This window comes from Aeromonas sp. MaB10011B (assembly GCF_017939325.1).
GTDB classification, from domain to species: Bacteria; Pseudomonadota; Gammaproteobacteria; order Enterobacterales; family Aeromonadaceae; genus Aeromonas; species Aeromonas caviae.
Genome location: NZ_JAGKRK010000078.1, coordinates 162,206 through 185,958, shown reverse-complemented (window position 1 = coordinate 185,958; position 23,753 = coordinate 162,206). Strand labels below are relative to the sequence as shown.

Here is a 23,753-nt window from a genome sequence, read left to right as displayed (position 1 = left end):
CGTGCTTTCCACGACGAGTCGCTGTGTGACCCCGTCGTAACGGAGAAAAAGATGAAACTGCCTATTTACCTTGATTATTCGGCAACCTGTCCGGTGGACCCGCGTGTCGCAGAAAAAATGATGCAGTGCCTCACCATGGACGGCCTGTTCGGCAACCCAGCCTCCCGTTCCCACCGTTTCGGCTGGCAGGCCGAAGAGGCGGTGGATCTGGCCCGTAATCAAGTGGCAGAGCTGATCGGCGCGGACCCGCGCGAGATCGTCTTTACCTCCGGTGCGACCGAGTCCAACAACCTGGCCATCAAGGGCATCGCCCATTTCTACGCCGGCAAGGGCAAGCACATCGTCACCTCCAAGACCGAGCACAAAGCCGTGCTGGATACTTGCCGCCAACTGGAGCGGGAAGGCTATGAGGTGACCTACCTCGAGCCCATGCCCAATGGCCTGTTCACCCTTGAGCAGATCGAAGGCGCCCTGCGTGATGACACCATCTTGGTCAGCATCATGCACGCCAACAACGAGATCGGGGTGGTGCAAGACATCGCTGCCATCGGCGAGCTGTGCCGTTCCCGCAAGATCCTGCTGCACGTGGACGCCGTCCAGAGCGTGGGCAAGATCCCGGTCGACGTGGAAGCGCTCAAGGTTGATCTGCTCTCCATGTCCGCCCACAAGGTATACGGCCCGAAAGGCATTGGCGCCCTGTATGTGCGCCGCAAGCCCCGTGTTCGTCTGGAAGCCCAGATGCATGGCGGTGGCCACGAGCGCGGCATGCGCTCCGGTACCCTGGCAACCCACCAGATCGTCGGCATGGGGGAAGCTTTCCGCATCGCCAAGGAAGAGATGGCGAGCGAGAGCCAGCACATCATGGCCCTGCGCCAGCGTCTGTGGGATGGCATCAAGAACATCGAAGAAGTCTATATCAACGGGGATCTGGATCAGCGTGTACCGGGTAACCTGAACGTCAGCTTCGCCTATGTGGAAGGGGAATCCCTCATCATGGCACTGAAGGATCTGGCGGTCTCTTCCGGTTCTGCCTGTACCTCGGCCAGCCTGGAACCTTCCTACGTGCTGCGCGCCCTGGGTCTGAACGACGAGCTGGCACACAGCTCCATCCGTTTCAGCATCGGTCGCTTCACCACCGAAGAAGAGATCGACTACGCAATCAAGCTCATCTGCGACTCCATCGGTCGTCTGCGCGAGATGTCCCCCCTGTGGGAGATGTTCAAGGATGGCGTCGATCTGAACACGGTCGAATGGGCACATCACTGATCCTTGCCAGCATGGCAAGGGTCTGGTGAACAACGGAATTAGCAGGAGTTAGATATGGCTTACAGTGAAAAAGTAATCGACCACTACGAGAATCCCCGCAACGTCGGTGGTTTTGACAAGAACGATCCCAGCGTCGCCACCGGCATGGTCGGTGCACCGGCCTGTGGTGACGTCATGAAGCTGCAACTGAAGATCAGCGACGATGGCATCATCGAAGATGCCAAGTTCAAGACCTACGGCTGTGGTTCCGCTATCGCCTCCAGCTCCCTGGTGACCGAGTGGGTCAAGGGCAAGACCCTGGACGAAGCGGCCGGTATCAAGAACACCGACATCGCCGAAGAGCTGGCGCTGCCGCCGGTGAAGATCCACTGCTCCATTCTGGCGGAGGATGCCATCAAGGCCGCCATCGCCGATTACAAGCAGAAGAAAGGTCTTTAAGGTCCGGAGAGCAGTATGGCCATAACCATGACAGATGCCGCAGCGGCGCGGGTTTCCTCCTTCATGATCAACCGGGGCAAGGGCATCGGCCTGCGCCTCGGCGTCAAGACGACCGGCTGTTCTGGCCTTGCCTATGTGCTCGAGTTCGTGGATGAGCTGGCTGCCGAGGATCAGGTATTTGAGCAGAAAGGCGTCAAGATCATCGTGGATGCCAAGAGCCTGATCCACCTGGATGGCACCGAGCTGGACTTCGTGAAGGAAGGCCTCAACGAGGGCTTCCAGTTCAACAACCCGAATGCCAAGGGCGAATGTGGTTGTGGCGAAAGCTTCAGCGTGTAAGTGGTTCGATTGACAGATCGCCCATGTTTGCAACGCCTCGTAGCCCCAAGGGTGAGCCCTGTTGCGGCGAGTCTCTTGTGATCAACACCTTGCTCATCAACACAGTGGTGTGGACGCCAGTCCATGCCACTGCTTTCAATTTCAAGACGAGTGTGGTTGCACTCCCAGCGCTATTGTCTGAGGACGAAGGATGAATCATTTCGAGCTGTTCGGGCTGGCTGAGGGCTTCGAGCTCGATACTCGCCAACTGGCTGACACCTATCGTCAGCTGCAGACCCAGTTCCATCCCGATCGTTTTGCGACTGCCCCCGAGCGGGAGCAGCTTGCTGCCGTGCAGCGTGCTGCCCAGATCAACGATGCCTTTACCACCCTCAAGGCCCCCTTGCGCCGAGCCGAGTATCTGCTCTCCTTGCGGGGCACCGATATTCGCGGCGAGCAGCAGACACTGCAAGATCCTGCCTTTCTGATGCAACAGCTGGAGTGGCGAGAGCGGCTGGCTGATCTCAAGGGCGACGCCGACCCTGAGGGCGCCATCAAGGATTTTCGCCAGGAGATCAGGCATGATCACCAGGCGTTGATGCAACGGCTGACCGACTCTCTCACCAGGGGTGAGGATCTGCAGGCGGCGGATTGCGTTCGCAAGCTCAAATTTGTCGACAAGCTCCTCGAGGAGCTGGAACGATTCGAAGACTCGCTGTTCGAGTCTTGACCCTCTAACGCAGGAATTGTGATTACCCATGGCATTACTGCAAATTGCCGAGCCAGGCCAGAGCGCCGCGCCTCACCAGCATAAACGTGCCGTCGGCATCGATCTTGGCACCACCAACTCCTTGGTCGCCGCCGTGCGCAGCGGCCAGGCCGACACCCTCTGTGACGAGCAGGGGCGTGATCTGCTGCCTTCCGTGGTCCATTACCAGGCCGATACCATCCGGGTTGGCTTCGATGCCAAGCGTGAGGCGGCCCTCGATCCCCACAACACCATCGTCTCGGTCAAGCGGATGATGGGCAAGGCGCTGGCCGATATCGATACCCGTCAGCAGCCTTACGAGTTCGTGGCTACCGAGACGGGCATGCCCCAGTTGCAGACCCGCCAGGGGCTGGTCAACCCGGTGCAGGTCTCGGCCGAGATCCTGAAAAAACTGGCCGAGCGCGGTGCCGCGTCCCTCGGGGGAGACCTCGACGGCGTGGTCATCACGGTGCCCGCCTATTTTGACGATGCCCAGCGTCAGGGCACCAAGGACGCGGCCAGACTGGCCGGTCTGCATGTACTGCGGTTGCTCAACGAACCCACGGCGGCGGCCATCGCCTATGGCCTCGACTCCGGCCAGGAAGGGGTGATCGCCGTCTATGACCTGGGTGGCGGAACCTTCGATATCTCCATCCTGCGCCTGCATCGCGGGGTGTTTGAGGTGATGGCCACCGGTGGCGACTCGGCACTCGGTGGTGACGATTTTGACCATCTGCTGGCGGACTGGCTCAAAGAGCAAGCCGGGTTGTCCGGTCAGCTCGATGCCCGTACCCAGCGCGAGTTGCTGGATGCGGCGGCCAGCATCAAGCACGGCCTCACCGATGCCGATGCCGTTTCCTGCACCTTTGCCGGCTGGCAGGGTACCGTCACCCGCAGCCAGTTTGACGAGCTGATCCAGCCCCTGGTCAAGCGCACCCTGCAGGCCTGTCGGCGCGCCCTGCGCGATGCGGGTCTCGAGCAGGAAGAGGTACTGGAAGTGGTGATGGTCGGTGGCTCGACCCGGGTGCCGCTGGTGCGCGAGCGGGTGGGCGAGTTCTTCGGCCGCACCCCCTTGACCAGCATTGACCCTGACAAGGTGGTGGCCATCGGTGCCGCCATCCAGGCCGACATCCTGGTGGGCAACAAGCCCGACGCCGAGATGCTGCTGCTGGACGTCATCCCGCTTTCCCTCGGTCTTGAGACCATGGGCGGCCTCGCCGAGAAGGTGATCCCGCGCAATACCACCATTCCGGTGGCTCGCGCCCAGGAGTTCACCACCTTCAAGGATGGCCAGACCGCAATGGCCATCCACGTGGTGCAGGGAGAGCGCGAGCTGGTGGCCGATTGCCGCTCCCTGGCCCGCTTCACCCTGACCGGCATTCCGCCCATGGCGGCGGGGGCGGCCCACATTCGCGTTACCTTCCAGGTGGATGCGGACGGTCTGCTGTCGGTCAGCGCCATGGAGAAATCCTCCGGCGTGCAGGCCGAGATCCAGGTCAAGCCCTCCTATGGACTGGGTGAGGATGACATCCTCAACATGCTGAGCGCCTCCATCGCCAATGCCCAGCAGGACATGGACGCCCGCATGTTGGCGGAGCAACAGGTCGAGGCCGACCGGGTGGTCGAGAGTCTCAACGCCGCGCTGGCCGCCGATGGCGAGGCCTTATTGAGCCCCGCCGAGCGGGCCGAGCTGGATGCCGCCATCGCCCATCTGCTGACCATGCGCAGCACGGGCACCACCAACCAGATCAAAGAGGCCATCGAGGCAGCGGATGCTGCCAGTGGCGAATTTGCAGCCCGCCGGATGGATGCCTCCATCCGCAAGGTGCTGACCGGACAAAACGTCAACAAGGTGTGATATGCCAAAACTGATTATTCTGCCCCATCCCGAGCTCTGTCCGGACGGCGCGGCCCTCGAAGGTGCGACCGGTGAAACCATTCTGGATATCGCGCTGCGCAATGGCATCGAGATCGAGCACGCTTGCGAGAAGTCCTGTGCCTGCACCACCTGCCACTGCGTGGTGCGGGAAGGGTTCGACTCCCTCGAGCCGAGCGACGAGCTGGAAGACGACATGCTGGACAAGGCGTGGGGGCTGGAGCCGGAATCCCGTCTCAGCTGCCAGGCCAGACTGGCGGACGAGGATCTGGTGGTGGAACTGCCCAAGTACACCCTGAATCTGGCGTCCGAGCGCCACTGATGACCCCTTAATTACACATGAGTGAATTGCGCGTGCAGCATCTCATGGTGCAGTAATGATATGGTGAAGGCCGTGACCCTTGAGGGAGCGGCCTTTTTTGTGCCCGTGATTTCCCTATTCGTTGATGAAAGTGCCAATAAAAAGGAAGCAAGAGAACATGGCTGACATGATGAACGTAAGGTTGTCGTCCCAGGCTGCCGCCGCCCAGTGGGGCGAGGGTGCCCTGCTCAGTTTCAACGGGGACGAGGCCCATCTCCATCTGGCCGCTGGCCAGGAGAAGGAGGCGCTGCGCGCCATCCAGCGCGGTGCCAGACGCCTCGAGTCGAGCGGCATCAAGCGCATCAAGCTGGTGGGCGAGGGGTGGAATGGGGAGCGTCGTTACGCCTTTGCCCAGGGCTTCTATGCCGCCAAGGGGGTTCGCGAGCTCGATTTTGGTGAACAGAGCGAGCAGGAAGCGGCCGAACTCGCCGCCTTGCTCAAAGCGACCCACTGGGTGCGCGAGGTGACCAACGGCTGCCCGGAAGCCATCTACCCCATGAGCCTGGCGGAGTCCGCTCTGCTGCTCATTCGCAGCCTCGGCGGTGACAAGGTGACCGCCCGCATCACCGCTGGCGAGGCCTTGCGTGAATCGGGTCATATCGGGATCTGGTCGGTGGGCCGTGGCAGTGAGCGCGAGCCCGTGCTGCTCGAGCTCGACTACAACCCGACCGGGGATGCCAACGCCCCTGTGGTCGCGGCGCTGGTGGGCAAGGGGATCACCTTCGATTCCGGCGGCTACTCCATGAAGTCCTCCGACAACATGCTGCCGATGAAGTCCGACATGGGCGGCGCCGCCATGGTGACCGGCGCCCTGGCACTGGCCATCAGCCGTGGCCTGAACAAGCGGGTCAAGCTCATCCTCTGCTGCGCCGAGAACCTGGTCTCCGGCCACGCCTTCAAGCTCGGCGACATCCTCACCTATCGCAACGGCATCTCGGTCGAGATCCAGAACACCGATGCGGAAGGTCGCTTGGTGCTGGCAGACGGCCTGCTGGCTGCGAGCGAAAGCGGGGCTGCCTACATCCTCGACGCTGCCACCCTGACCGGCGCCGCCAAGACCGCGCTGGGCCGCGACTACAATGCCGTGTTTGCCCTTGATGAGGCGGAGCAGGTGCGCGCGCTGGCGGCCGCCAACGCCGAAAACGAGAAGGCCTGGCCGCTGCCGCTCGAACCCTGGCACGCAGGCCAGCTCACCTCGGCCTTTGCCGAGCTGGGCAACGTGGCGTCCGCAGAAGGTACTGCCGGCGCCACCACGGCAGCGGCGTTCCTGTCGCGCTTCGTCCGTGACGAAGGCAAGGGCTGGGTGCACCTGGACCTGGCCGCTTCCTATCAGAAGTCGGGCAATGAGCTCTGGGCGACCGGGGCCAAGGGCCATGGTCTTCGCACGATTGCCCGCTGGCTGCAGGAGGTGTGCGCATGAACGTCTGGTTGAGCCGAGAGTTTGCACCGGCCGAGTGGGGGGAGGGGGCACTGCTCTCCCACCGTGCCGACGGCATGGTGATCCATCTGGTGAGCGCCACTCCCTTGCTGGATATCCAGCAGGCGGCGCGGCGCCTGTGCAGCCAGGGGATCCAGCAGGTGGTCCTGGCTGGCCACTGGGAGCGGGAGCAGCAGTGGGCCTTTGCCCAGGGGCTGCAGACGCCCAAGGCGGAAGTGGGGTTGCAGTGGGCCACTTCGTCCGAGGAGGACAGGGAGGAGCTGGAGGCGCGCTGGCTGTGCGGGCGTTGGGTGCGGGAGATGACCAACGCCACTCCGGAGCAGCTGGGGCCGCTGGAGTTGGCGGTCGAAGCCGCTGCCTTCCTCACCGAGCTGGCACCGGACCGGATCAGCCATCGCATCCTCAAGGGAGAGGCGCTGCAACAGGCGGGCTGGGTCGGTCTCTATCAAGTGGGTCGTGGCAGTGACCGCGAGCCCGTGATGCTGGAGCTGGATTTCAATCCGGGCAAGGATCCCAAGGCGCCGGTAGCTGCCGCCCTGGTGGGCAAGGGGATCACCTTCGATTCCGGCGGCTACTCCATGAAGACCTCCCAGGGCATGCTGACCATGAAACACGACATGGGCGGTGCCGCCATCGTCACCGGCGCGCTGGCGCTGGCCATTCTGCGTGGCCTCGACAAGCGGGTGAAGCTCATCCTCTGCTGCGCCGAGAACCTGGTATCCGGCCATGCCTACAAGCTGGGTGACATCCTTACCTACAAGAACGGCACCACGGTGGAGGTGGTCAATACCGACGCCGAAGGGCGTCTGATCCTGGCAGACGGCTTGCAACTGGCCGGCGAGTCTGGTGCGCCGCTCATCATCGACGCTGCCACCCTCACCGGGGCGGCCGTGATGGCGCTGGGGGGGCGTTACAACGCCCTGTTTGGACTGGACAAGGGGCTGGTGAGCCGCGCCATGGCCTATTCGGATGCGGAGCAGGAGCCAGCATGGCCGCTGCCGCTGGAGCCCTGGCATCGCCAGCAGTGCCCGTCCCACTATGCCGACACCGCCAATAGCCGCCCCGTGCCGGGCGGCGGACCGGGGGGAGCCTCCAATGCGGCAGGTTTCCTCTCCCGCTTTGTCCCTGATGAGGGAAGAGGTTGGCTGCATGTCGATCTCGCCGCCTGCTTCAGCGAAAACGGCGACAGTCTGTGGGCGCCCGGGGCCAATACCCTGGGGATGCGCACCATCGCCCATACCCTGATGGCGGAGACGCGCTGAGTCAGTGAACGGCATCACAAGGGCACCTCAGGGTGCCCTTTCCAGTGCTGCTTTGCTGAGCAATTGATACGGTTTTGAGGCATTAGCATGCCGATCGTGCGCAAGCGCACATTTTTTCTCTCTGCCCTGGCACAAGATGAGTCACCATGTTGTTTCAAGGATTCTTTTGTTTAACAAAAAGTTGATTTTTTGTGTGTTATTTCGTTTTTTGTTTACGTATAATCGCCGCCGAACATGGATTCCTACAATAAAACTCTGTAGTTAAGGAAAGAACTCAATGGCTATCGAACGTACCTTCTCCATCGTCAAGCCGGATGCGGTCAGCAAGAACCTGATTGGTGCCATCTACAGCCGCTTCGAAAGCGCCGGACTGAAAGTGGTTGCTGCCAAGATGCTGCACCTGACCAGCGAACAGGCCGCCGGTTTCTACGCCGAGCACCAGGGCAAGCCGTTTTATGATGGTCTGGTCGGCTTCATGACCTCTGGCCCCGTCATGGTACAGGTGCTGGAAGGTGAAGACGCCATCCGCCGTCACCGTGAAATCATGGGCGCCACCAACCCGAAAGAGGCCCTGGCCGGCACCCTGCGCGCCTGCTACGCCGAGAGCATCGATCGCAACGCCGTCCACGGCTCCGATGCCCCGGCCTCTGCCGCCCGTGAAATCGCCTACTTCTTCTCCGACGACGAGATCTGCCCGCGCGGCTGATGTTGTCTGCTGGTGACCAAGGGAGCTTCGGCTCCCTTTTGTTTTTTGGTCATCCTACCAATATCCACTTATTCTCCAGGTGGAAAGCTAGACCCATTATTTGTACAATGCCGCCCCCTGACGTAGGTCAGCCGATAATTTATGAAGTGTGTGAGCTGAGGCCCCTGATGAGCGAAACAAAAACCAACCTGCTGGATCTCGACCGGGATGCCATGCGTGCCTTCTTCGTCGAGTTGGGCGAGAAGCCGTTCCGGGCAGACCAGATAATGAAGTGGATCTATCACTTCGGTTGTGATGATTTCGATCAGATGAGCAACGTCAACAAGGCGCTGCGCGAGCGGCTCAAGGCCATTGCCGAGATCCGTGCCCCCGAGATCAGCCGTGAACAGCGCTCCGCCGATGGCACCATCAAATGGGCGCTGCAGGTGGGCGATCAGGAGGTGGAGACTGTCTACATTCCGGAAGCGGACCGCGCGACCCTGTGCGTCTCCTCCCAGGTGGGTTGTGCCCTGGCGTGCACCTTCTGCTCCACCGCCCAGCAAGGCTTCAACCGCAACCTGAAAGTCTCCGAGATCATCGGTCAGGTGTGGCGTGCCGCCAAAGTGGTGGGCGGCAAACGCCCCATCACCAACGTGGTGATGATGGGCATGGGTGAGCCGCTGCTCAACCTCGCCAACGTGGTACCTGCCATGAAGCTGATGATGGATGACTTCGGCTTCAGCATCTCCAAGCGCCGCGTCACTCTCTCCACCTCCGGTGTGGTGCCGGCGCTGGACATGCTGGGCGACCAGATCGACGTGGCCCTGGCCATCTCTCTGCATGCGCCGAACGACCAGTTGCGTTCCGAGATCATGCCGATCAACGACAAGTACAACATCGAGTCCTTCCTTGCCGGGGTACGCCGCTATCTGGCCAAGTCCAACGCCAACGGCGGCCGGGTGACCGTGGAGTATGTGCTGCTCGATCACATCAACGACGACATGCAGCATGCCCATGAGCTGGCCAAGGTCCTCAAGGAAACCCCTTGCAAGATCAACCTGATCCCGTTCAACCCCTTCCCGGGCAACCCGTTTGGCAAGCCGAGCAACAGCCGTATCGACCGTTTCTCCAAGGTGCTGATGGAATACGGCCTGACCGTCATCGTGCGCAAAACCCGTGGTGACGACATCGACGCCGCCTGTGGGCAGCTGGTGGGGGAGGTGATCGACCGCACCAAGCGCACCATGAAAAATCGGATGCAACAGGATGGGATTTCCGTCAAAATGGTTTAACTCCTAAGCCATTGTATAGACAGGAAATGGATATCCGTACATTGATCGTAGTGGCAGCGCTCTGTGCGCTGCCAGGCTGTGTCACAGAGACCACTTACGCTGGCCAGAATTCGACCCAGCGTGAAGTGGGCCCCGACCTCAAGGCTGCCGCCCAGACTCGTCTCGATCTGGGTATCCAGTATCTGCGCCAGGGCAATGCCGAGCAGGCCAAATTCAACCTCGACCGCGCCCTTCAGTACGATCCCAACAATCCTCAGGTCTACATCGGTTTTGCCTATTTCTATCAGCAGGTGTCGGATTTCAAGGCCGCCGAGGCGAGCTACAAGAAAGCGCTGGCCATGGATCCGTCCAATGCTGACGCGATGAACAACTATGGCGCCTTCCTCTGCAACCGTGGCCGCTTCGACGAAGCGGAAAAGGCGTTCTTGCAGGCCGTCAGCCAGCCCGATTACGTGAAGATCGCCGATACCTACGAGAATGCGGCGCTCTGCTCGATGCAAAATCACAGAAATGACAAGGCCGGCGAGTATTATCGTCTGGCCTTGGGGTATAATCCCCGCAATCCTAGGTTATTGCTGGACATGGCCGAGCTTTCCATGAAAGATGGCAAGCTTCCTGATGTCCAGTCTTACCTCGCGCGCTTTGCCGATGTGGCAGAGGAGAACGAGGAGAGCCTCTGGCTCCGGCTGCGGCTGGCCCAGGCCATGGACAAACCGGCATTACTTCACCAATTCGGGACTGAGCTGCTAAGGCAATATCCCACTTCGCAACAAGCCAAGCGTTACTTAGCCAATGACTACTGAACAGCCACACGATTTCCAAGACGACTCCCAGGCAGCGGGCCCAGGCCAGCTGCTGCGCAACGCCCGTGAACAGCTCGGCTGGACCCGGGAACAGGTTGCGTCCCGCATTCACCTTCGTCTGACCCTGATCGCCGCCATCGAAGCGGATACCTATGACAAGCACACGTCCCATACCTTCATTCGTGGCTATCTGCGGGCCTATGCCAAGCTCGTGGGCATCCCCGAGGAGACCATCCTCGCCGCCTACGAAAAGCTGGGGCTGACTCCCCCCGACAACATCGACATGCAGAGCTTCTCCCGTCGCTCCCGCCAGCAGGCCAATGACAGCCGGCTCAAGGTGGTAACCTGGCTGGTGATCCTGGTGCTGATCGGGCTCTCCGTCGCCTGGTGGTGGCAGAGCACGGCGCGCCGCTCCGCCGGTGACGACGCCCTGGCGGCGACCGAGATGAGCGCGACCGTCAATACGCCGGAAGCGAATGTTGCCCCCGCCGTGGAGGTCGCCGAGCCCGTGCTGCCCGCAGCGTCCGATGCCGTGTCCACCCAGGTTGTGGTGAGCGGTGCCACCGCGACCCTGCCTGTGGTCGCTACGGATGCCAGCGCAGCCGTCCCGACGGACGTTTCCGGTGCGGTCTCGACTGCCGAGAGCACGACCACCGAGCCCGCCAAGGCGCCCCAGCTCAAGATGAGCTTCACCGCCGATTGCTGGCTGGACGTCAAGGATGCCAACGGCAAGACCCTGTTCAGCGGTCTGAAGAAGGCGAACGACGAACTGGTACTGGAAGGACCCGAGCCACTCAGATTCATCATTGGCGCGCCCATGGCGGTCAATCTCGAATATCAGGGCAAGTCCTTCGACATGAGCCGTTACAACAACGGCCGGACTGCCCGCTTCTCACTGCCGCAGGAGTAATCAGTCCGCCATGTCTGTTCACGAAAAGCCCGCACACGAATCACCCATCGTTCGTCGCAAATCCAGACAGATCATGGTCGGCAACGTGCCGGTTGGGGGCGATGCCCCCATCACGGTACAGACCATGACCAACACCAAGACCACGGACGTGGCCGCTACCGTCGAGCAGATCCAGCGGATCGAGCGGGTCGGCGCCGACATCGTCCGGGTCTCCGTCCCCACCATGGAGGCGGCGGAAGCGTTCAAGCTCATCAAGCAGCAGACCCGCATCCCCATCGTGGCCGACATCCACTTCGACTACCGCATCGCCCTCAAAGTGGCCGAGTACGGGGCCGACTGCCTGCGCATCAACCCGGGCAACATCGGCAACGAAGAGCGGGTGCGTGCGGTGGTGGATTGCGCCCGTCACTACAACATCCCCATCCGGATCGGCGTCAACGGCGGTTCCCTTGAGCGTGATCTCCAGGAGAAATACGGCGAGCCGACCCCGGAGGCGCTGCTGGAGTCCGCCATGCGCCACGTGGATTACCTGGATCGCCTCGACTTCCAGAACTTCAAGGTGAGTGTCAAGGCGTCCGATGTCTTCCTGGCGGTCGGAGCCTATCGCCTGCTGGCCAAGCAGATCGATCAACCCCTGCATCTGGGCATCACGGAAGCGGGCGGTTTTCGCGCCGGCGCGGTCAAGTCCGCCATTGGCCTTGGCATGTTGCTGAGCGAAGGGATTGGCGACACCCTGCGCATCTCCCTGGCTGCTGATCCGGTGGAAGAGGTGAAGGTGGGCTTCGACATCCTCAAATCCCTGCGCATCCGTTCCCGCGGCATCAACTTCATCGCCTGTCCCTCCTGCTCCCGTCAGGAGTTCGACGTCATCGGCACTGTCAATGCCCTGGAAGAGCGGCTCGAAGACATCATCACCCCGATGGATGTCTCCATCATCGGCTGTGTGGTGAACGGTCCGGGGGAGGCGCTGGTTTCCGATCTCGGCCTTGCGGGCGCCGCCAACAAGAGTGCCTTCTACGAGGGGGGCCAGCGGGTCGACCGGCTCGACAACAAGGATTTGATCCCGACCCTGGAGCGTCGCATCCGTGCCCGGGCCGCCATGCTGGATCCGGCCAACCAGATCCAGGTGGACAAAGGTTGAACCATGACGGGGCCACCTGGGGTGGCCCCGGCTTTAGGTTGTTGATTTTACATCCCGCATCCGGGCACCCGATTTTACCTCGGGGTCGAAAATCCCTATAATGCGGCCAAATTTTACCTCTTTTTCTCGAGTATCAACGTGGCAAAACAGATCCAAGCTATTCGCGGTATGAATGATTGCCTGCCGGAGCAGAGCCCGGTATGGCAGAAAGTAGAACAGATCCTGCGCCAGGTCGTTGCCAGCTATGGCTACAGCGAAGTGCGCATGCCCATCGTCGAGCAGACCCATCTGTTCAAGCGCGCCATCGGTGAAGTGACCGACGTGGTCGAAAAAGAGATGTACACCTTTGAAGACCGCAACGGCGACAGCCTGAGCCTGCGTCCGGAAGGGACCGCCAGTTGCGTGCGTGCCGGCATCGAGCACGGTCTGCTTTACAACCAGGAACGCCGGATGTGGTACATGGGCCCCATGTTCCGCCACGAGCGTCCCCAGAAGGGCCGTTATCGCCAGTTCCACCAGTTCGGGGTCGAGCTGTTCGGCATCAACGGGCCGGACATCGATGCCGAGCTCATCATGCTGACTCACCGCCTGTGGCGCCTGTTTGGCATCAGCGATCACGTGACTCTGCAGCTCAACACCCTCGGCCAGAGCAGCGAACGTGCCGCCTATCGCGATGCTCTGGTCGCCTATCTGGAACAGTACAAGAGCGAGCTGGACGAAGAGAGCCAGCGCCGCATGTACAGCAACCCTTTGCGGGTGCTCGACTCCAAGGACGAGAAAGTGCAGGCCATCCTGGCGGGTGCCCCCCGTCTGTTCGATCACCTGGGCGAAGAGAGCCTGGCTCACTTCGAAGGGCTCAAGCGCCTGCTCACGGCGGCCGGCATCCAGTTCGAGGTGAACGAGCGTCTGGTGCGCGGCCTCGACTACTACAACCTGACCGTGTTCGAGTGGGTGACCAACAGCCTGGGGGCCCAGGGTACCGTCTGTGCAGGTGGTCGCTACGACGGCCTGGTGGAGCAGCTCGGTGGCCAGCCGACCCCGGCAGTGGGTTTCGCCATGGGCATGGAGCGTCTGGTGCTGATGCTTGAAACCCTCGAACTCAATGCTGACATCCGCCCGGCGGTGGATGTCTATCTCTGCATGGTGGGTGAGGGGACCGAACAGGCTGGCTTTGCCCTGGCAGAGCGCCTGCGCGATGCCCTGCCGGACTTGCGCCTCATGAGTCACTGCGGCGGCGGCAACTTCAAGAAACAACTCAAGCGTGCCGACAAGAGCGGCGCGGCCATTGCCCTGATCCTTGGGGAGACCGAGGTGCAAAGCGGGGAGATCACCATCAAATATCTGCGTGGCCAGGCCGAGCAACAGACCGTCTCGGTCGATGCCGCCATCGCCCTGCTGGCAGCGAAAGGAGAGTAAGCTGTGGAAGTGTATACCACTGAAGAACAACAGGTTGAGGTCATCAAGAGCTGGTGGAAAGAGAACGGCACCTCGGTGATCGCAGGAACTGTTATCGGTCTGGTCGGCCTCTTTGGCTGGCGCTACTACAACGAGATGCAGCAGAACAACCAGGAAGCCGCCTCCCAGGCTTACAACGAGATGACCGCCCAGCTCGCCAAGGGGGATGACGCCGCCCTGGAGCAGGCAAAGAGCTTCATTACCGCTCACAAGGGTGACGCCTATGCCGAGCTGGCCGCCTTGCAACTGGCCGCGGCCGCCGTCAAGGCGGACAAGCTGGATCTGGCTGCCGAGCAGCTGACCCTGGTGGCCGCCAGTGGCGATGACAGCATCAAGCCCATCGCCGCCCTGCGTCTGGCCCGGGTCCTGAGCGATCAGGGCAAGGCAGACGAGGCCCTGGCCCAGCTTGGCAAGATCAACAACGACGCCTTCAAGGCCCAGGTGGCGGAAGTGCGCGGCGATATCCTGCAAAAGCAGGGCAAGGCCGAAGAAGCGCGCGATGCCTATCAGGCGGCGGCGGATGCCGGCGGCCTGCAGAGCAGCGCCGAACTCAAGCTGAAGATGGATGATCTGGCGCTGCCAGCCGTCACTGCGGGCGAGGCTCCGGATGCGTAATCTGTACAAGCGAATGGCGCTGGGGGTGGCAGTCTCCTTCGCCTTGCAGGGCTGCTCCCTGTTCAGTTCGGAAGAGGATCTCAACCCCATGGCACCCCTGCCCAAGGTCGAGTCCGCGTTCACTGCCGATACGGCATGGTCCTCCTCGGTTGGGGATGGCATCGGCAACTTCTACTCCCAGCTCAAGCCGGTGGTGGAAGAGGACCGCATCTATGCAGCGGCCCGCGATGGCGATGTGACCGCCTTCGAGCGCGAGAGCGGCAAGGAGCTGTGGAGCGTGGATCTGGCAGATCTGCCCATCAACGCCGACAAGCGCAGTGCCCGTCTCTCCGGTGGCCTGGTCTCCCGCTACGGCAAGCTGTTCCTCGGGTCCGAAAACGGGGTGGTCTACGCCCTGAACGAGGCCAACGGTGAAGTGCTGTGGCAGACCACGGTGCCGGGTGAAGTGGTGGCGAGCCCCGCCGTCGAGGATGGCCGTGTGGTGGTGCTGACCACCTCCGGTCGCCTGGTGGTGCTCGATACCGACGAGGGCAAGCTGCAGTGGACCCTGTCCGAAGAGCAGCCGCCCCTGACCCTGCGCAGTGCTGGCGCCCCCATCATCACCAACGGTGCCGTCATCTATGGCCGCGCCGATGGCAAGGTGGGCATCGCCCTGCTGAGCAACGGCCAGCCGGTGCGTCAATCCAAGGTGGCTGACCCGCGCGGCGCCACCGAACTGGATCGGATGGTGGACGTCGATGCCAGCCCGCTGATTGCCGGTGATGAGCTCTACGCCATCGCCTACAACGGCCAGTTGATGGCGCGCAAGCTGATGAGCGGCGACGAAGTGTGGAAGCGCAAGTATTCCGGTTATCGCGACATGGCGGTGACCGGCAATGCCATCGTGCTGACCGACAGCCGCAGCCATCTGTTTGCGGTCGATCGTCGCAACGGTCTCGAGCTGTGGTCCAACACCCAGCTGGAAAACCGCACCGTGACTGCCCCCGTCATCCTGGGTGACTATGTGGTGGTCGGCGATGTGGAAGGTTACCTGTATTGGCTGGACCGTACCGACGGGACCATCAAGGCCATGCAGCAGCTCGACAGCAGTGGTCTCTATGCCGCTCCGCTGGTGGAGGGTGACACCCTGTATGTGCAGAGCCGTGACGGCAAGTTGTACGCCCTTAAGCGTCCTTGATCGTCCGATAATGTGAATATCCGGCTCCTGGTCTTCGGACCCGGAGCCTTTGTCGTCTTGAGAATGAGGCTTTTATGACTCCTGTAGTTGCCCTGGTGGGCCGCCCCAACGTGGGGAAATCCACCCTGTTTAACCGCCTGACCCGTACCCGGGATGCCCTGGTTGCCGACTTCCCCGGCCTGACCCGGGACCGCAAATATGGCCAGGCGAAGCTGGGCGAGCTGGAATTTATCGTGGTCGATACCGGCGGTATCGATGGCACCGAGGAGGGGATCGAGCTGAAGATGGCCGAGCAGTCCCTGCTGGCCATCGAAGAGGCCGATGTGGTGCTCTTCATGGTGGATGCCCGTGCCGGTCTCACCGCGGCGGATCAGGCCATCGCCGAGCACCTGCGCAAGACCCACAAGAAGGTGTTTCTGGTGGCCAACAAGACCGACGGCATCGACGGTGACTCCGCGGTGTCCGAGTTCTACGGTCTGGCCCTGGGCGAGGTCTACCAGATGGCGGCCGCCCACGGCCGTGGCGTACTGAGCCTGCTGGAGCTGGCCTTGGCCCCCCACCTCGAGACCCTGGTCGGCTCTGCCACCGAGGCACAAGAGGAAGAGGAGCTGGAGGAGTTCGACGAAGAGGCCCTGCTGCGCATGGTGGCTGCCGGTGAGCTCGACACCCGGGAAGACACCAAGGAGACGCCGTTCGCCGACCTGCCCATCAAGTTCGCCATCGTCGGTCGTCCCAACGTTGGCAAATCCACCCTGACCAACCGCATGCTGGGTGAAGATCGGGTCATCGTCTACGACATGCCGGGTACCACCCGCGACTCCGTCTACATCCCCATGGAGCGCGACGAACAAAAATACGTGGTCATCGACACCGCCGGCGTGCGTCGCCGTGGCAAGGTGCACGAGACGGTGGAGAAGTTCTCCGTCATCAAGACGCTCAAGGCGATTGAAGATGCCAACGTCTGCCTGCTGGTCATTGACGCCCGGGAGACCATCACCGATCAGGACTTGAGCATCCTCGGCTTCGTGCTCAACAGCGGCCGCTCCGTGGTACTGGTGGTCAACAAGTGGGACGGCCTGGATCAGAAGGTGAAAGAGGACGTCAAGAACGAGCTGGACAGACGTCTGGGCTTCATCGACTTCGCCCGGGTGCACTTCATCTCCGCCCTGCACGGCAGCGGCGTCGGTCACCTGTTCGAATCCATCAACGAGGCTTACGAGTCCGCGACTCGCCGTACCAGCACCGCCATGCTGACCCGCATCATGCAAATGGCCCAGGAAGATCACCAGCCGCCCATGGTGAATGGTCGCCGGGTCAAGCTGAAGTATGCCCACGCCGGTGGCTACAACCCGCCGCGCATCGTGATCCACGGCAACCAGTTGAACGACCTGCCGGACTCCTACAAGCGCTACCTCATCAACTACTTCCGCAAGTCGTTGAAGATCATGGGGACGCCGATCCGGGTGGAGTTCCAGGAGTCGGTCAACCCGTTCGAGGGCAAGAAGAACACCCTGACACTGAGCCAGGAACGCCAGCGCAAGCGCCTGCTCAAGGCCAAAGCGAAGAAATAAAGCCCTGCGGCTGCCCTTACCGGCAGCCGTTTTTCTTGGTGGCCCTCCTCAGGGCAGACAAACCGGGGGAGGGGCTGCGAGTGACGCTGGTGCACAGTGACGTAAAGAGGAGTCGAGAAGAGAATGAACACGCTGACCTGCCCTGCCTGTCAGGGCGAACTGGACAGCCGCAGCCGGGAGACGACGTGTGGCCAGTGTCAGGCCCGTTATCGCATCCGGGCCCTGTGTCCTGCCTGCGGGCAGGAGCTGGAGCGGCTTCGGGCTTGCGGCGCGGTGGATTATTTTTGCAACCACTGCAACACCCTGGTCTCCAAGCGCACCGTTCTGTTCGAGGCGCAGCCTGACCAGGCATAAAAAAACCCGGCTGATGCCGGGTTTATACTGTGTGCTCCGCTATCAGCAGCGTGAAGGAGCGGTTTCTGTGCCAGATCTTGCGTTTCATGTCGGCCAGCTTGAGCTTGCGTCTCGGGCTCCAGGCACATTTGGTTTTTCGGGCCAACATGGCTCTTCTGCGTGCTCGCATCCTGTTCTCCTCCCTGGTCTTGCGTGGGGCCGAAAGGGCCCTTGGCAGGAACTGCAACGCAATGAATACGTTGCAATAAGCTCGCTCCAGCGCCCCTCGTATACCCAAGGATGGTAACAGAGAACAGGGCAGGAAAACACACCCCCGGCGAGGCTAGGGGGTGATGATCTGTTTGACCACTTCGGCGATGATGGCCGGACGCTGCGCTTGCACGTCCGGCTCGCTGCTGTCGTCCTCGTCCAGCTCCTCCCGACGATGGGCCTTCTGCTGTTCGTTGTCGAGCCAGAGCAGGCTCTGGTAGTACTGGCGCACGTTGTTGACATAGTTGCGCGCCTCGCCGCCACGGGCATAGCCATAGCGTACCTTGCGATGCCAGCGTGACTGCTGCAGCAGCGGCAACACCTCTTTCACGTCGCTCCAGGCGTCCGGGTTCTTGCCCAGCTCCTTGGTCAGGCGGCGGGCATCCATCATGTGGCCGTAGCCGATGTTGTAGGCGGTGAGGGCAAACCACACTTTCTCGTCCGCCGGGACCGAGTCGGGCACCTTCGCCATCATCTCCTGCAGGTAGCGGGCGCCCCCCTTGATGCTCTCTTCCGGGTGGGTGCGATCGTTTACCCCCATCGCCTTGGCGGTCGGACCGGTGAGCATCATCATGCCACGCACCCCGGTGTAGGAGCGTGCCTGGGGATCCCAGTGGGATTCCTGATAGCTGATGGCGGCCAGCAGCCGCCAGTCGATATCCTTGGCGTGGGTCTGGAACAGCGCCTGGTACTTGGGCAGCAGGCTCTTGGCCCGTTGCAGGAAGGTACGGGTGTCGACGAAATCGAAGTTCTGCACGTGGCCGAAGTACTTCTCGTCGAGCTTGGCGATGGCGCCATCCATGAAGCGCTGACCGAAGAAGTCGATGATGCTGGCGTAGAGGCTGTCGTCGGGCAGCTTGGTCATGGCCCAGGCCACGGTCTGCTTGCTGGCGAGGGTCAAACCTTCGGTGAGTTCGGGGTAGTAGCGCTGGGTACGGGCAAGTATGGTGTCCTGCACCACCGTGTAGTCCACCTTGCCGTCGGCCACCTGCTTGAGCAGTTCCTCCACGTCCGCATCCCGATTGGTGCTCCATTTCAGGTTGGGGTACTGCTTGGCCAGCTCCTTCATCAGGTCCTCGCCGGTGGAGCCCGCCGGCACCACTATGTTGCCCTTGATGTCACCGAGGTTCTTGGGCCTGGAGGAGCCGTTGCGATAGACCAGCTTGGGGGAGACCTGGTAGAAGCCAGGGCCGAAGCGGAACAGCTTGCGCCGCTCCGGGGTCACGACGATGGCGGCGGCGGCGAGATCCAGCTTGCCCTTTTGCAGTTGCTCGACCAACTCGGCGGTGCTGTAGGCCGGTACTATGGTCAGCTTGACCCCCAGCCAGTCGGCGTAAAGCTGCGCCAGCTCGTAGTCGAACCCCAGTGCGGTGTCGTCACGCTGGTAATAAGAAGTGGGGCCGTAGAGGGTGCCAACCCGGATCTCGCCTCGCTGGCGGATCTGCTCCAGTTGGCTGGAGGGGTGGTAGAAGTCGCAACCGGCCAGGGCCAGCGTCAACATCATCCCGATGAACAGTCGAAAAATGCAGCGCAAGTAGGTGAGTACCCTTGTTGAAAAAATCGGCATTTGTCAAAAAAGAGGCACCTTTATACCAGAGAGTATGAAGGGAGTCACACCGCGCGAGATGAGAAAAACGTTTGTTCAGGATGGGCCTGATCCCTATAATACGCGCGTCTCAAATCCCCCCACACTCTAAAACTTGGTGAGAAAGGTATATGGAAATCTTGCGTGGTGCCCCAGCACTGTCTGAGTTTCGTGTCCACAAGCTGCTGCAGAGCTGCGCACAGAGAGGAGTAGAGATAGCAAGCATCTATGCGGAATACGTGCATTTTGCCGAGCTGACGAGCCCGCTGTCGCCCCCCGAGCGAGCGACCTTGGGCCAGCTTCTGCGCTACGGCCCGACCATCCCGGAACACACCCCCAGCGGTCAGCTGTTCCTCGTTACCCCCCGCCCCGGCACTATCTCCCCCTGGTCTTCCAAAGCAACCGACATCGCCCACAACTGCGGCCTGAAACAGGTCAAGCGGCTTGAGCGCGGCATTGCCTATTACGTGCAGGCCAAGGGTGAGCTGAGCGTGGCCCAGCGCAGCGAGATCGCGGCCCTGCTGCACGATCGCATGATGGAAGTGGTCTTTGCCGAGATGAACGAGGCCGCCGCCCTGTTTGCTCACCACGAGCCGCGCCCCTTTACCCAGGTAGATGTGCTGGGTGGTGGTCGCGCCGCCCTGGCAGAGGCCAACGTGACCCTGGGTCTGGCCCTGGCCGATGACGAAATAGATTACCTGGTGACCAACTTCACCCGGCTGGGTCGCAATCCCAACGACATCGAGCTCTACATGTTTGCCCAGGCGAACTCCGAGCACTGCCGCCACAAGATCTTCAACGCCGACTGGACCATCGACGGCGAACAGCAGCCCAAGTCGCTGTTCAAGATGATCAAGAACACCTTCGAGCAGACGCCGGATCATGTCCTGTCTGCCTACAAAGACAACGCCGCGGTGATGGAAGGCAGCCAGGGTGGCCGCTTCTTCCCGAGCCCCGCCAACGGTGAGTACCAGTATCACCAGGAGCGCGTCGACATCCTGATGAAGGTGGAGACCCACAACCACCCGACCGCCATCTCTCCCTTCCCGGGTGCCGCCACCGGCTCCGGCGGCGAAATCCGCGACGAGGGTGCGACAGGCCGTGGCGCCAAACCCAAGGCGGGCCTGGTAGGCTTCTCCGTCTCGAACCTGCGCATCCCCGGTTTCGAGCAGCCCTGGGAGCAGGACTTCGGCAAGCCGAGCCGCATCGTCAGCGCCTTTGACATCATGCAGGAAGGACCCCTTGGCGGCGCCGCCTTCAACAACGAATTCGGTCGCCCTGCCATCCTGGGTTACTTCCGTACCTTCGAAGAGCAGGTGCCGAGCCACAACGGCGTCGAGGTGCGCGGCTACCACAAGCCCATCATGCTGGCGGGCGGTATCGGCAACATCCGCAGCGAGCACGTCCAGAAAGGGGAGATCCCGGTGGGGGCTGCCCTCATCGTGCTGGGTGGTCCGGCCATGAACATCGGCCTGGGTGGCGGCGCCGCCTCCTCCATGGCGTCCGGTCAGTCTGCCGAAGATCTCGACTTCGCCTCCGTGCAGCGTGACAACCCCGAGATGGAGCGTCGCTGCCAGGAAGTGATCGACCGCTGCTGGCAACTGGGGGACGACAACCCCATCGTCTTCATCCACGACGTGGGCGCCGGTGGTCTCTCCAACGCCATGCCGGAGCTGGTGAGCGACGGGGATCGCGGTGGTCGCTTCGACTTGCGTGCCATTCCGAACGACGAGCCGGGCATGAGCCCGCTGGAAGTCTGGTGCAACGAATCCCAGGAGCGTTATGTGCTGGCCGTGGCCCAGGACAAGCTGCCTCTGTTCAAGGCCTTGTGCGAGCGCGAACGTGCCCCCTATGCCGTCATCGGCACCGCCACCGAAGAGAAGCATCTCACTCTCTCTGATGATCACTTTGACAACCAGCCCATCGATCTGCCGCTGGACGTGCTGCTTGGCAAGGCGCCCAAGATGCACCGCGACGTGCAGAGCCTGCCTGCCCAGGGCAAGGCGCTGCAACTGGACGGCATCACCCTCAGCGACGCCGCCGAGCGCGTGCTGCGCCTGCCGACCGTGGCGGAGAAGTCCTTCCTCATCACCATCGGCGATCGCACCGTAACAGGCCTCGTCAACCGCGACCAGATGGTCGGCCCCTGGCAGATCCCGGTAGCTGACTGCGCCGTCACCGCCGCGACCTACGACAGCTACCACGGTGAAGCCATGTCCATGGGGGAACGCACCCCGGTGGCGCTGCTCTCTCATGCCGCCTCCGCCCGCATGGCGGTGGCCGAGGCCTTGACCAACCTGGCACCAGCCAATATCGGCTCCCTCAAGCGGGTCAAGCTCTCCGCCAACTGGATGTCCGCTGCCGGCCATCCGGGGGAAGATGCGGGTCTCTACGAAGCCGTGAAAGCGGTGGGCGAAGAGCTCTGCCCGGCCCTTGGCATCACCATCCCGGTGGGCAAGGACTCCATGTCCATGAAGACCCGCTGGCAGCAGGACGGCGAGGAGCGCAGCGTCACCTCGCCGCTCTCCCTGCTCATCTCCGCCTTTGCCCGGGTCGAGGACGTGCGCAATACCGTGACCCCGCAACTGCGCACCGATCTCGGTGAGACCGACCTTATCCTCATCGACCTTGGCAACGGCAAGCAGCGCCTCGGCGCCTCAGCCCTGGCCCAGGTTTACCGCCAGCTTGGGCAAAGCGCCCCGGATCTGGACAACCCGGTTCAGCTCAAGGGCTTCTTCAACGCCATCCAGGCGCTGGTGGCGGATCGCAAGCTGATTGCCTACCACGACCGCTCCGACGGCGGCCTCTTCGTCACCCTGACCGAGATGGCGTTTGCCGGTCACTGCGGCCTCGACATACAGCTCGATCGCGTGGGTGGCGACCTGCTGCCGGCCCTGTTCAACGAGGAGCTGGGTGCCGTCATCCAGGTTCGTCGCGAAGACAAGGAAGCGGTGCTGACCCTGCTGGCCGGTCACGGTCTGGCAGCCTGCTCCCATGTGCTGGGCACGGTGCGCGAAGACGACCTCATCCTGTTCCAGCGTGCCGGCAGCGAAGTGTATCGCGCCAGCCGCACCGCCCTTCGCACCATCTGGGGCGAGACCAGCTGGCAGATGCAGCGCCTGCGCGACAACCCGGAGTGCGCCGATCAGGAGCATGCCGCCCGCCAGGACGCCACCGATCCGGGTCTGCAGGCCAGGCTCACCTACAACCCGTCCGACGACGTGGCCGCGCCCTATATCGCTCGCGGGGTTTCTCCCCGTCTGGCGGTGCTGCGCGAGCAGGGGGTCAACTCCCACGTGGAGATGGCGGCCGCCTTTGACCGCGCCGGCTTCACCGCTGTCGACGTGCACATGAGCGACATCCTCGAGGGGCGCATCAAGCTGGAAGATTTCCAGACCCTGGTGGCCTGTGGCGGCTTCTCCTACGGCGACGTGCTGGGGGCTGGGGAAGGCTGGGCCAAGTCCATCCTGTTCAACGACAACGCCCGTGAGCAGTTCCAGCGCTTCTTCGAGCGCGGCGATACCCTCTCCCTGGGGGTGTGCAACGGCTGCCAGATGATGTCCAACCTGCGCGACCTCATCCCGGGGGCCGATCTCTGGCCACGCTTCGTGCGCAACCGCTCCGAGCGCTTCGAGGCGCGCTTCAGCCTGGTGGAAGTGCAGGACTCCCCGTCCGCCTTCTTCGCCGGGATGGCTGGCTCCGTGATGCCGATTGCCGTCTCCCACGGGGAAGGGCGCGTGGAAGTGCGCGATGCTGCTCACCTGGCTGCGCTGCAACAGAGCGGTCTGGTGGGTCTGCGTTTCGTGGACAACCGCGGCAACGTCACCGTGCAATACCCGGCCAACCCCAACGGCTCCCCTGACGGTATCACCGCGGTGACCAGTGCGGACGGCCGCGCCACCATCATGATGCCGCACCCGGAGCGGGTGTTCCGCACCGTGGCCAACTCCTGGCACCCGGACAACTGGGGAGAGGATGGCGCCTGGATGCGCATGTTCCGCAATGCTCGGGTTCGCCTGGGTTAAGCGCCAGCAAGAAACCAAAAACCGGCCCCAGTGGCCGGTTTTTTTATGGGCATGGGTCTGAGAATGGGGAGGGCAGGAGGAGGCGAGCACGATGGGGGCAAGGCCATCTTCAGCTCGCTGCTCGGCGAGCTGCTTGCTGGAGGATATGGCATGGATTGAGAGGACCGATCTGGTATCGCCTGCC

Annotated in this window: 20 protein-coding genes; 19 read left to right on the top strand and 1 reads right to left on the bottom strand. The window is 62.2% G+C overall.

What is annotated here, in order from left to right; translation table 11 throughout:
• The first annotated feature begins 51 nt into the window (after window positions 1–51).
• The 18 genes from J9893_RS18480 (at window position 52) to J9893_RS18395 (ending at window position 17,710) form a co-directional block, all read left to right on the top strand.
• A complete protein-coding gene (locus tag J9893_RS18480; protein WP_010675060.1) occupies window positions 52–1,266 on the top strand; it encodes an IscS subfamily cysteine desulfurase in 1,215 nt (404 codons plus the stop codon).
• A 54-nt stretch (window positions 1,267–1,320) separates the two neighbouring features.
• Window positions 1,321–1,704 carry a Fe-S cluster assembly scaffold IscU gene (iscU, locus tag J9893_RS18475; RefSeq protein ID WP_010675059.1) on the top strand — a complete coding sequence of 128 codons (384 nt, stop codon included), beginning with the start codon at window positions 1,321–1,323 and terminating at the stop codon, window positions 1,702–1,704.
• A 15-nt stretch (window positions 1,705–1,719) separates the two neighbouring features.
• Entirely contained in the window at window positions 1,720–2,043 is a 324-nt protein-coding gene (gene iscA, locus J9893_RS18470; RefSeq protein WP_010675058.1) for an iron-sulfur cluster assembly protein IscA, read from the top strand.
• A 190-nt stretch (window positions 2,044–2,233) separates the two neighbouring features.
• Entirely contained in the window at window positions 2,234–2,752 is a 519-nt protein-coding gene (hscB, locus tag J9893_RS18465) for a co-chaperone HscB (protein ID WP_010675057.1), read from the top strand.
• A 28-nt stretch (window positions 2,753–2,780) separates the two neighbouring features.
• Entirely contained in the window at window positions 2,781–4,628 is a 1,848-nt protein-coding gene (gene hscA / locus J9893_RS18460) for a Fe-S protein assembly chaperone HscA (protein WP_052815718.1), read from the top strand.
• Window position 4,629: 1 nt separating this feature from the next.
• Window positions 4,630–4,968: an ISC system 2Fe-2S type ferredoxin gene (fdx, locus tag J9893_RS18455; RefSeq protein WP_005299781.1), complete on the top strand. Its 339-nt coding sequence runs from the start codon at window positions 4,630–4,632 to the stop codon at window positions 4,966–4,968.
• A 157-nt stretch (window positions 4,969–5,125) separates the two neighbouring features.
• Complete coding sequence (gene pepB / locus J9893_RS18450) at window positions 5,126–6,427, top strand: aminopeptidase PepB (RefSeq protein ID WP_109112004.1); 1,302 nt, start codon at window positions 5,126–5,128, stop codon at window positions 6,425–6,427.
• Window positions 6,424–7,707, top strand: coding sequence for an aminopeptidase PepB (gene pepB / locus J9893_RS18445; protein ID WP_039038726.1), 1,284 nt, complete (start codon window positions 6,424–6,426; stop codon window positions 7,705–7,707). The genes pepB (J9893_RS18450) and pepB (J9893_RS18445) overlap by 4 nt, the downstream gene beginning before the upstream one ends.
• Window positions 7,708–7,984: 277 nt before the next feature.
• Window positions 7,985–8,413, top strand: coding sequence for a nucleoside-diphosphate kinase (ndk, locus tag J9893_RS18440; protein ID WP_010675053.1), 429 nt, complete (start codon window positions 7,985–7,987; stop codon window positions 8,411–8,413).
• A 167-nt stretch (window positions 8,414–8,580) separates the two neighbouring features.
• Complete coding sequence (locus J9893_RS18435) at window positions 8,581–9,684, top strand: bifunctional tRNA (adenosine(37)-C2)-methyltransferase TrmG/ribosomal RNA large subunit methyltransferase RlmN (protein ID WP_041213014.1); 1,104 nt, start codon at window positions 8,581–8,583, stop codon at window positions 9,682–9,684.
• 11 nt (window positions 9,685–9,695) lie between these two features.
• Window positions 9,696–10,487: a type IV pilus biogenesis/stability protein PilW gene (tapF, locus tag J9893_RS18430; protein ID WP_210600099.1), complete on the top strand. Its 792-nt coding sequence runs from the start codon at window positions 9,696–9,698 to the stop codon at window positions 10,485–10,487.
• Window positions 10,477–11,397, top strand: a complete 921-nt coding sequence (locus tag J9893_RS18425) for a RodZ domain-containing protein (RefSeq protein ID WP_041213013.1) — start codon at window positions 10,477–10,479, stop codon at window positions 11,395–11,397. The genes tapF and J9893_RS18425 overlap by 11 nt, the downstream gene beginning before the upstream one ends.
• 10 nt (window positions 11,398–11,407) lie before the next feature.
• The gene (gene ispG, locus J9893_RS18420) at window positions 11,408–12,538 is read left to right on the top strand and encodes a flavodoxin-dependent (E)-4-hydroxy-3-methylbut-2-enyl-diphosphate synthase (protein ID WP_010675049.1); all 1,131 of its coding nucleotides are present in this window, start codon (window positions 11,408–11,410) and stop codon (window positions 12,536–12,538) included.
• 138 nt (window positions 12,539–12,676) lie between these two features.
• A complete protein-coding gene (gene hisS / locus J9893_RS18415; RefSeq protein ID WP_039038721.1) occupies window positions 12,677–13,954 on the top strand; it encodes a histidine--tRNA ligase in 1,278 nt (425 codons plus the stop codon).
• Window positions 13,955–13,957: 3 nt separating this feature from the next.
• Window positions 13,958–14,608 carry a tetratricopeptide repeat protein gene (locus J9893_RS18410; protein WP_210600100.1) on the top strand — a complete coding sequence of 217 codons (651 nt, stop codon included), beginning with the start codon at window positions 13,958–13,960 and terminating at the stop codon, window positions 14,606–14,608.
• On the top strand, window positions 14,601–15,785 hold the full coding sequence (bamB, locus tag J9893_RS18405) for an outer membrane protein assembly factor BamB (protein ID WP_210600101.1): 1,185 nt from the start codon (window positions 14,601–14,603) through the stop codon (window positions 15,783–15,785). Before J9893_RS18410 ends, bamB begins: the two co-directional genes overlap by 8 nt.
• Window positions 15,786–15,859: 74 nt before the next feature.
• Window positions 15,860–17,356 carry a ribosome biogenesis GTPase Der gene (gene der, locus J9893_RS18400; RefSeq protein WP_210600102.1) on the top strand — a complete coding sequence of 499 codons (1,497 nt, stop codon included), beginning with the start codon at window positions 15,860–15,862 and terminating at the stop codon, window positions 17,354–17,356.
• Between the two features lie 123 nt (window positions 17,357–17,479).
• Window positions 17,480–17,710 carry a zinc ribbon domain-containing protein gene (locus J9893_RS18395; protein WP_042016649.1) on the top strand — a complete coding sequence of 77 codons (231 nt, stop codon included), beginning with the start codon at window positions 17,480–17,482 and terminating at the stop codon, window positions 17,708–17,710.
• Between the two features lie 322 nt (window positions 17,711–18,032).
• Here J9893_RS18395 and mltF read toward each other — a convergent pair whose 3' ends face one another.
• Complete coding sequence (mltF, locus tag J9893_RS18390; protein WP_042016648.1) at window positions 18,033–19,526, bottom strand: membrane-bound lytic murein transglycosylase MltF; 1,494 nt, start codon at window positions 19,524–19,526, stop codon at window positions 18,033–18,035.
• Between the two features lie 149 nt (window positions 19,527–19,675).
• Here mltF and purL point away from each other — a divergent pair, with 149 nt between their 5' ends.
• Window positions 19,676–23,569, top strand: a complete 3,894-nt coding sequence (gene purL / locus J9893_RS18385; protein WP_210600103.1) for a phosphoribosylformylglycinamidine synthase — start codon at window positions 19,676–19,678, stop codon at window positions 23,567–23,569.
• Window positions 23,570–23,753: the final 184 nt, after the last annotated feature.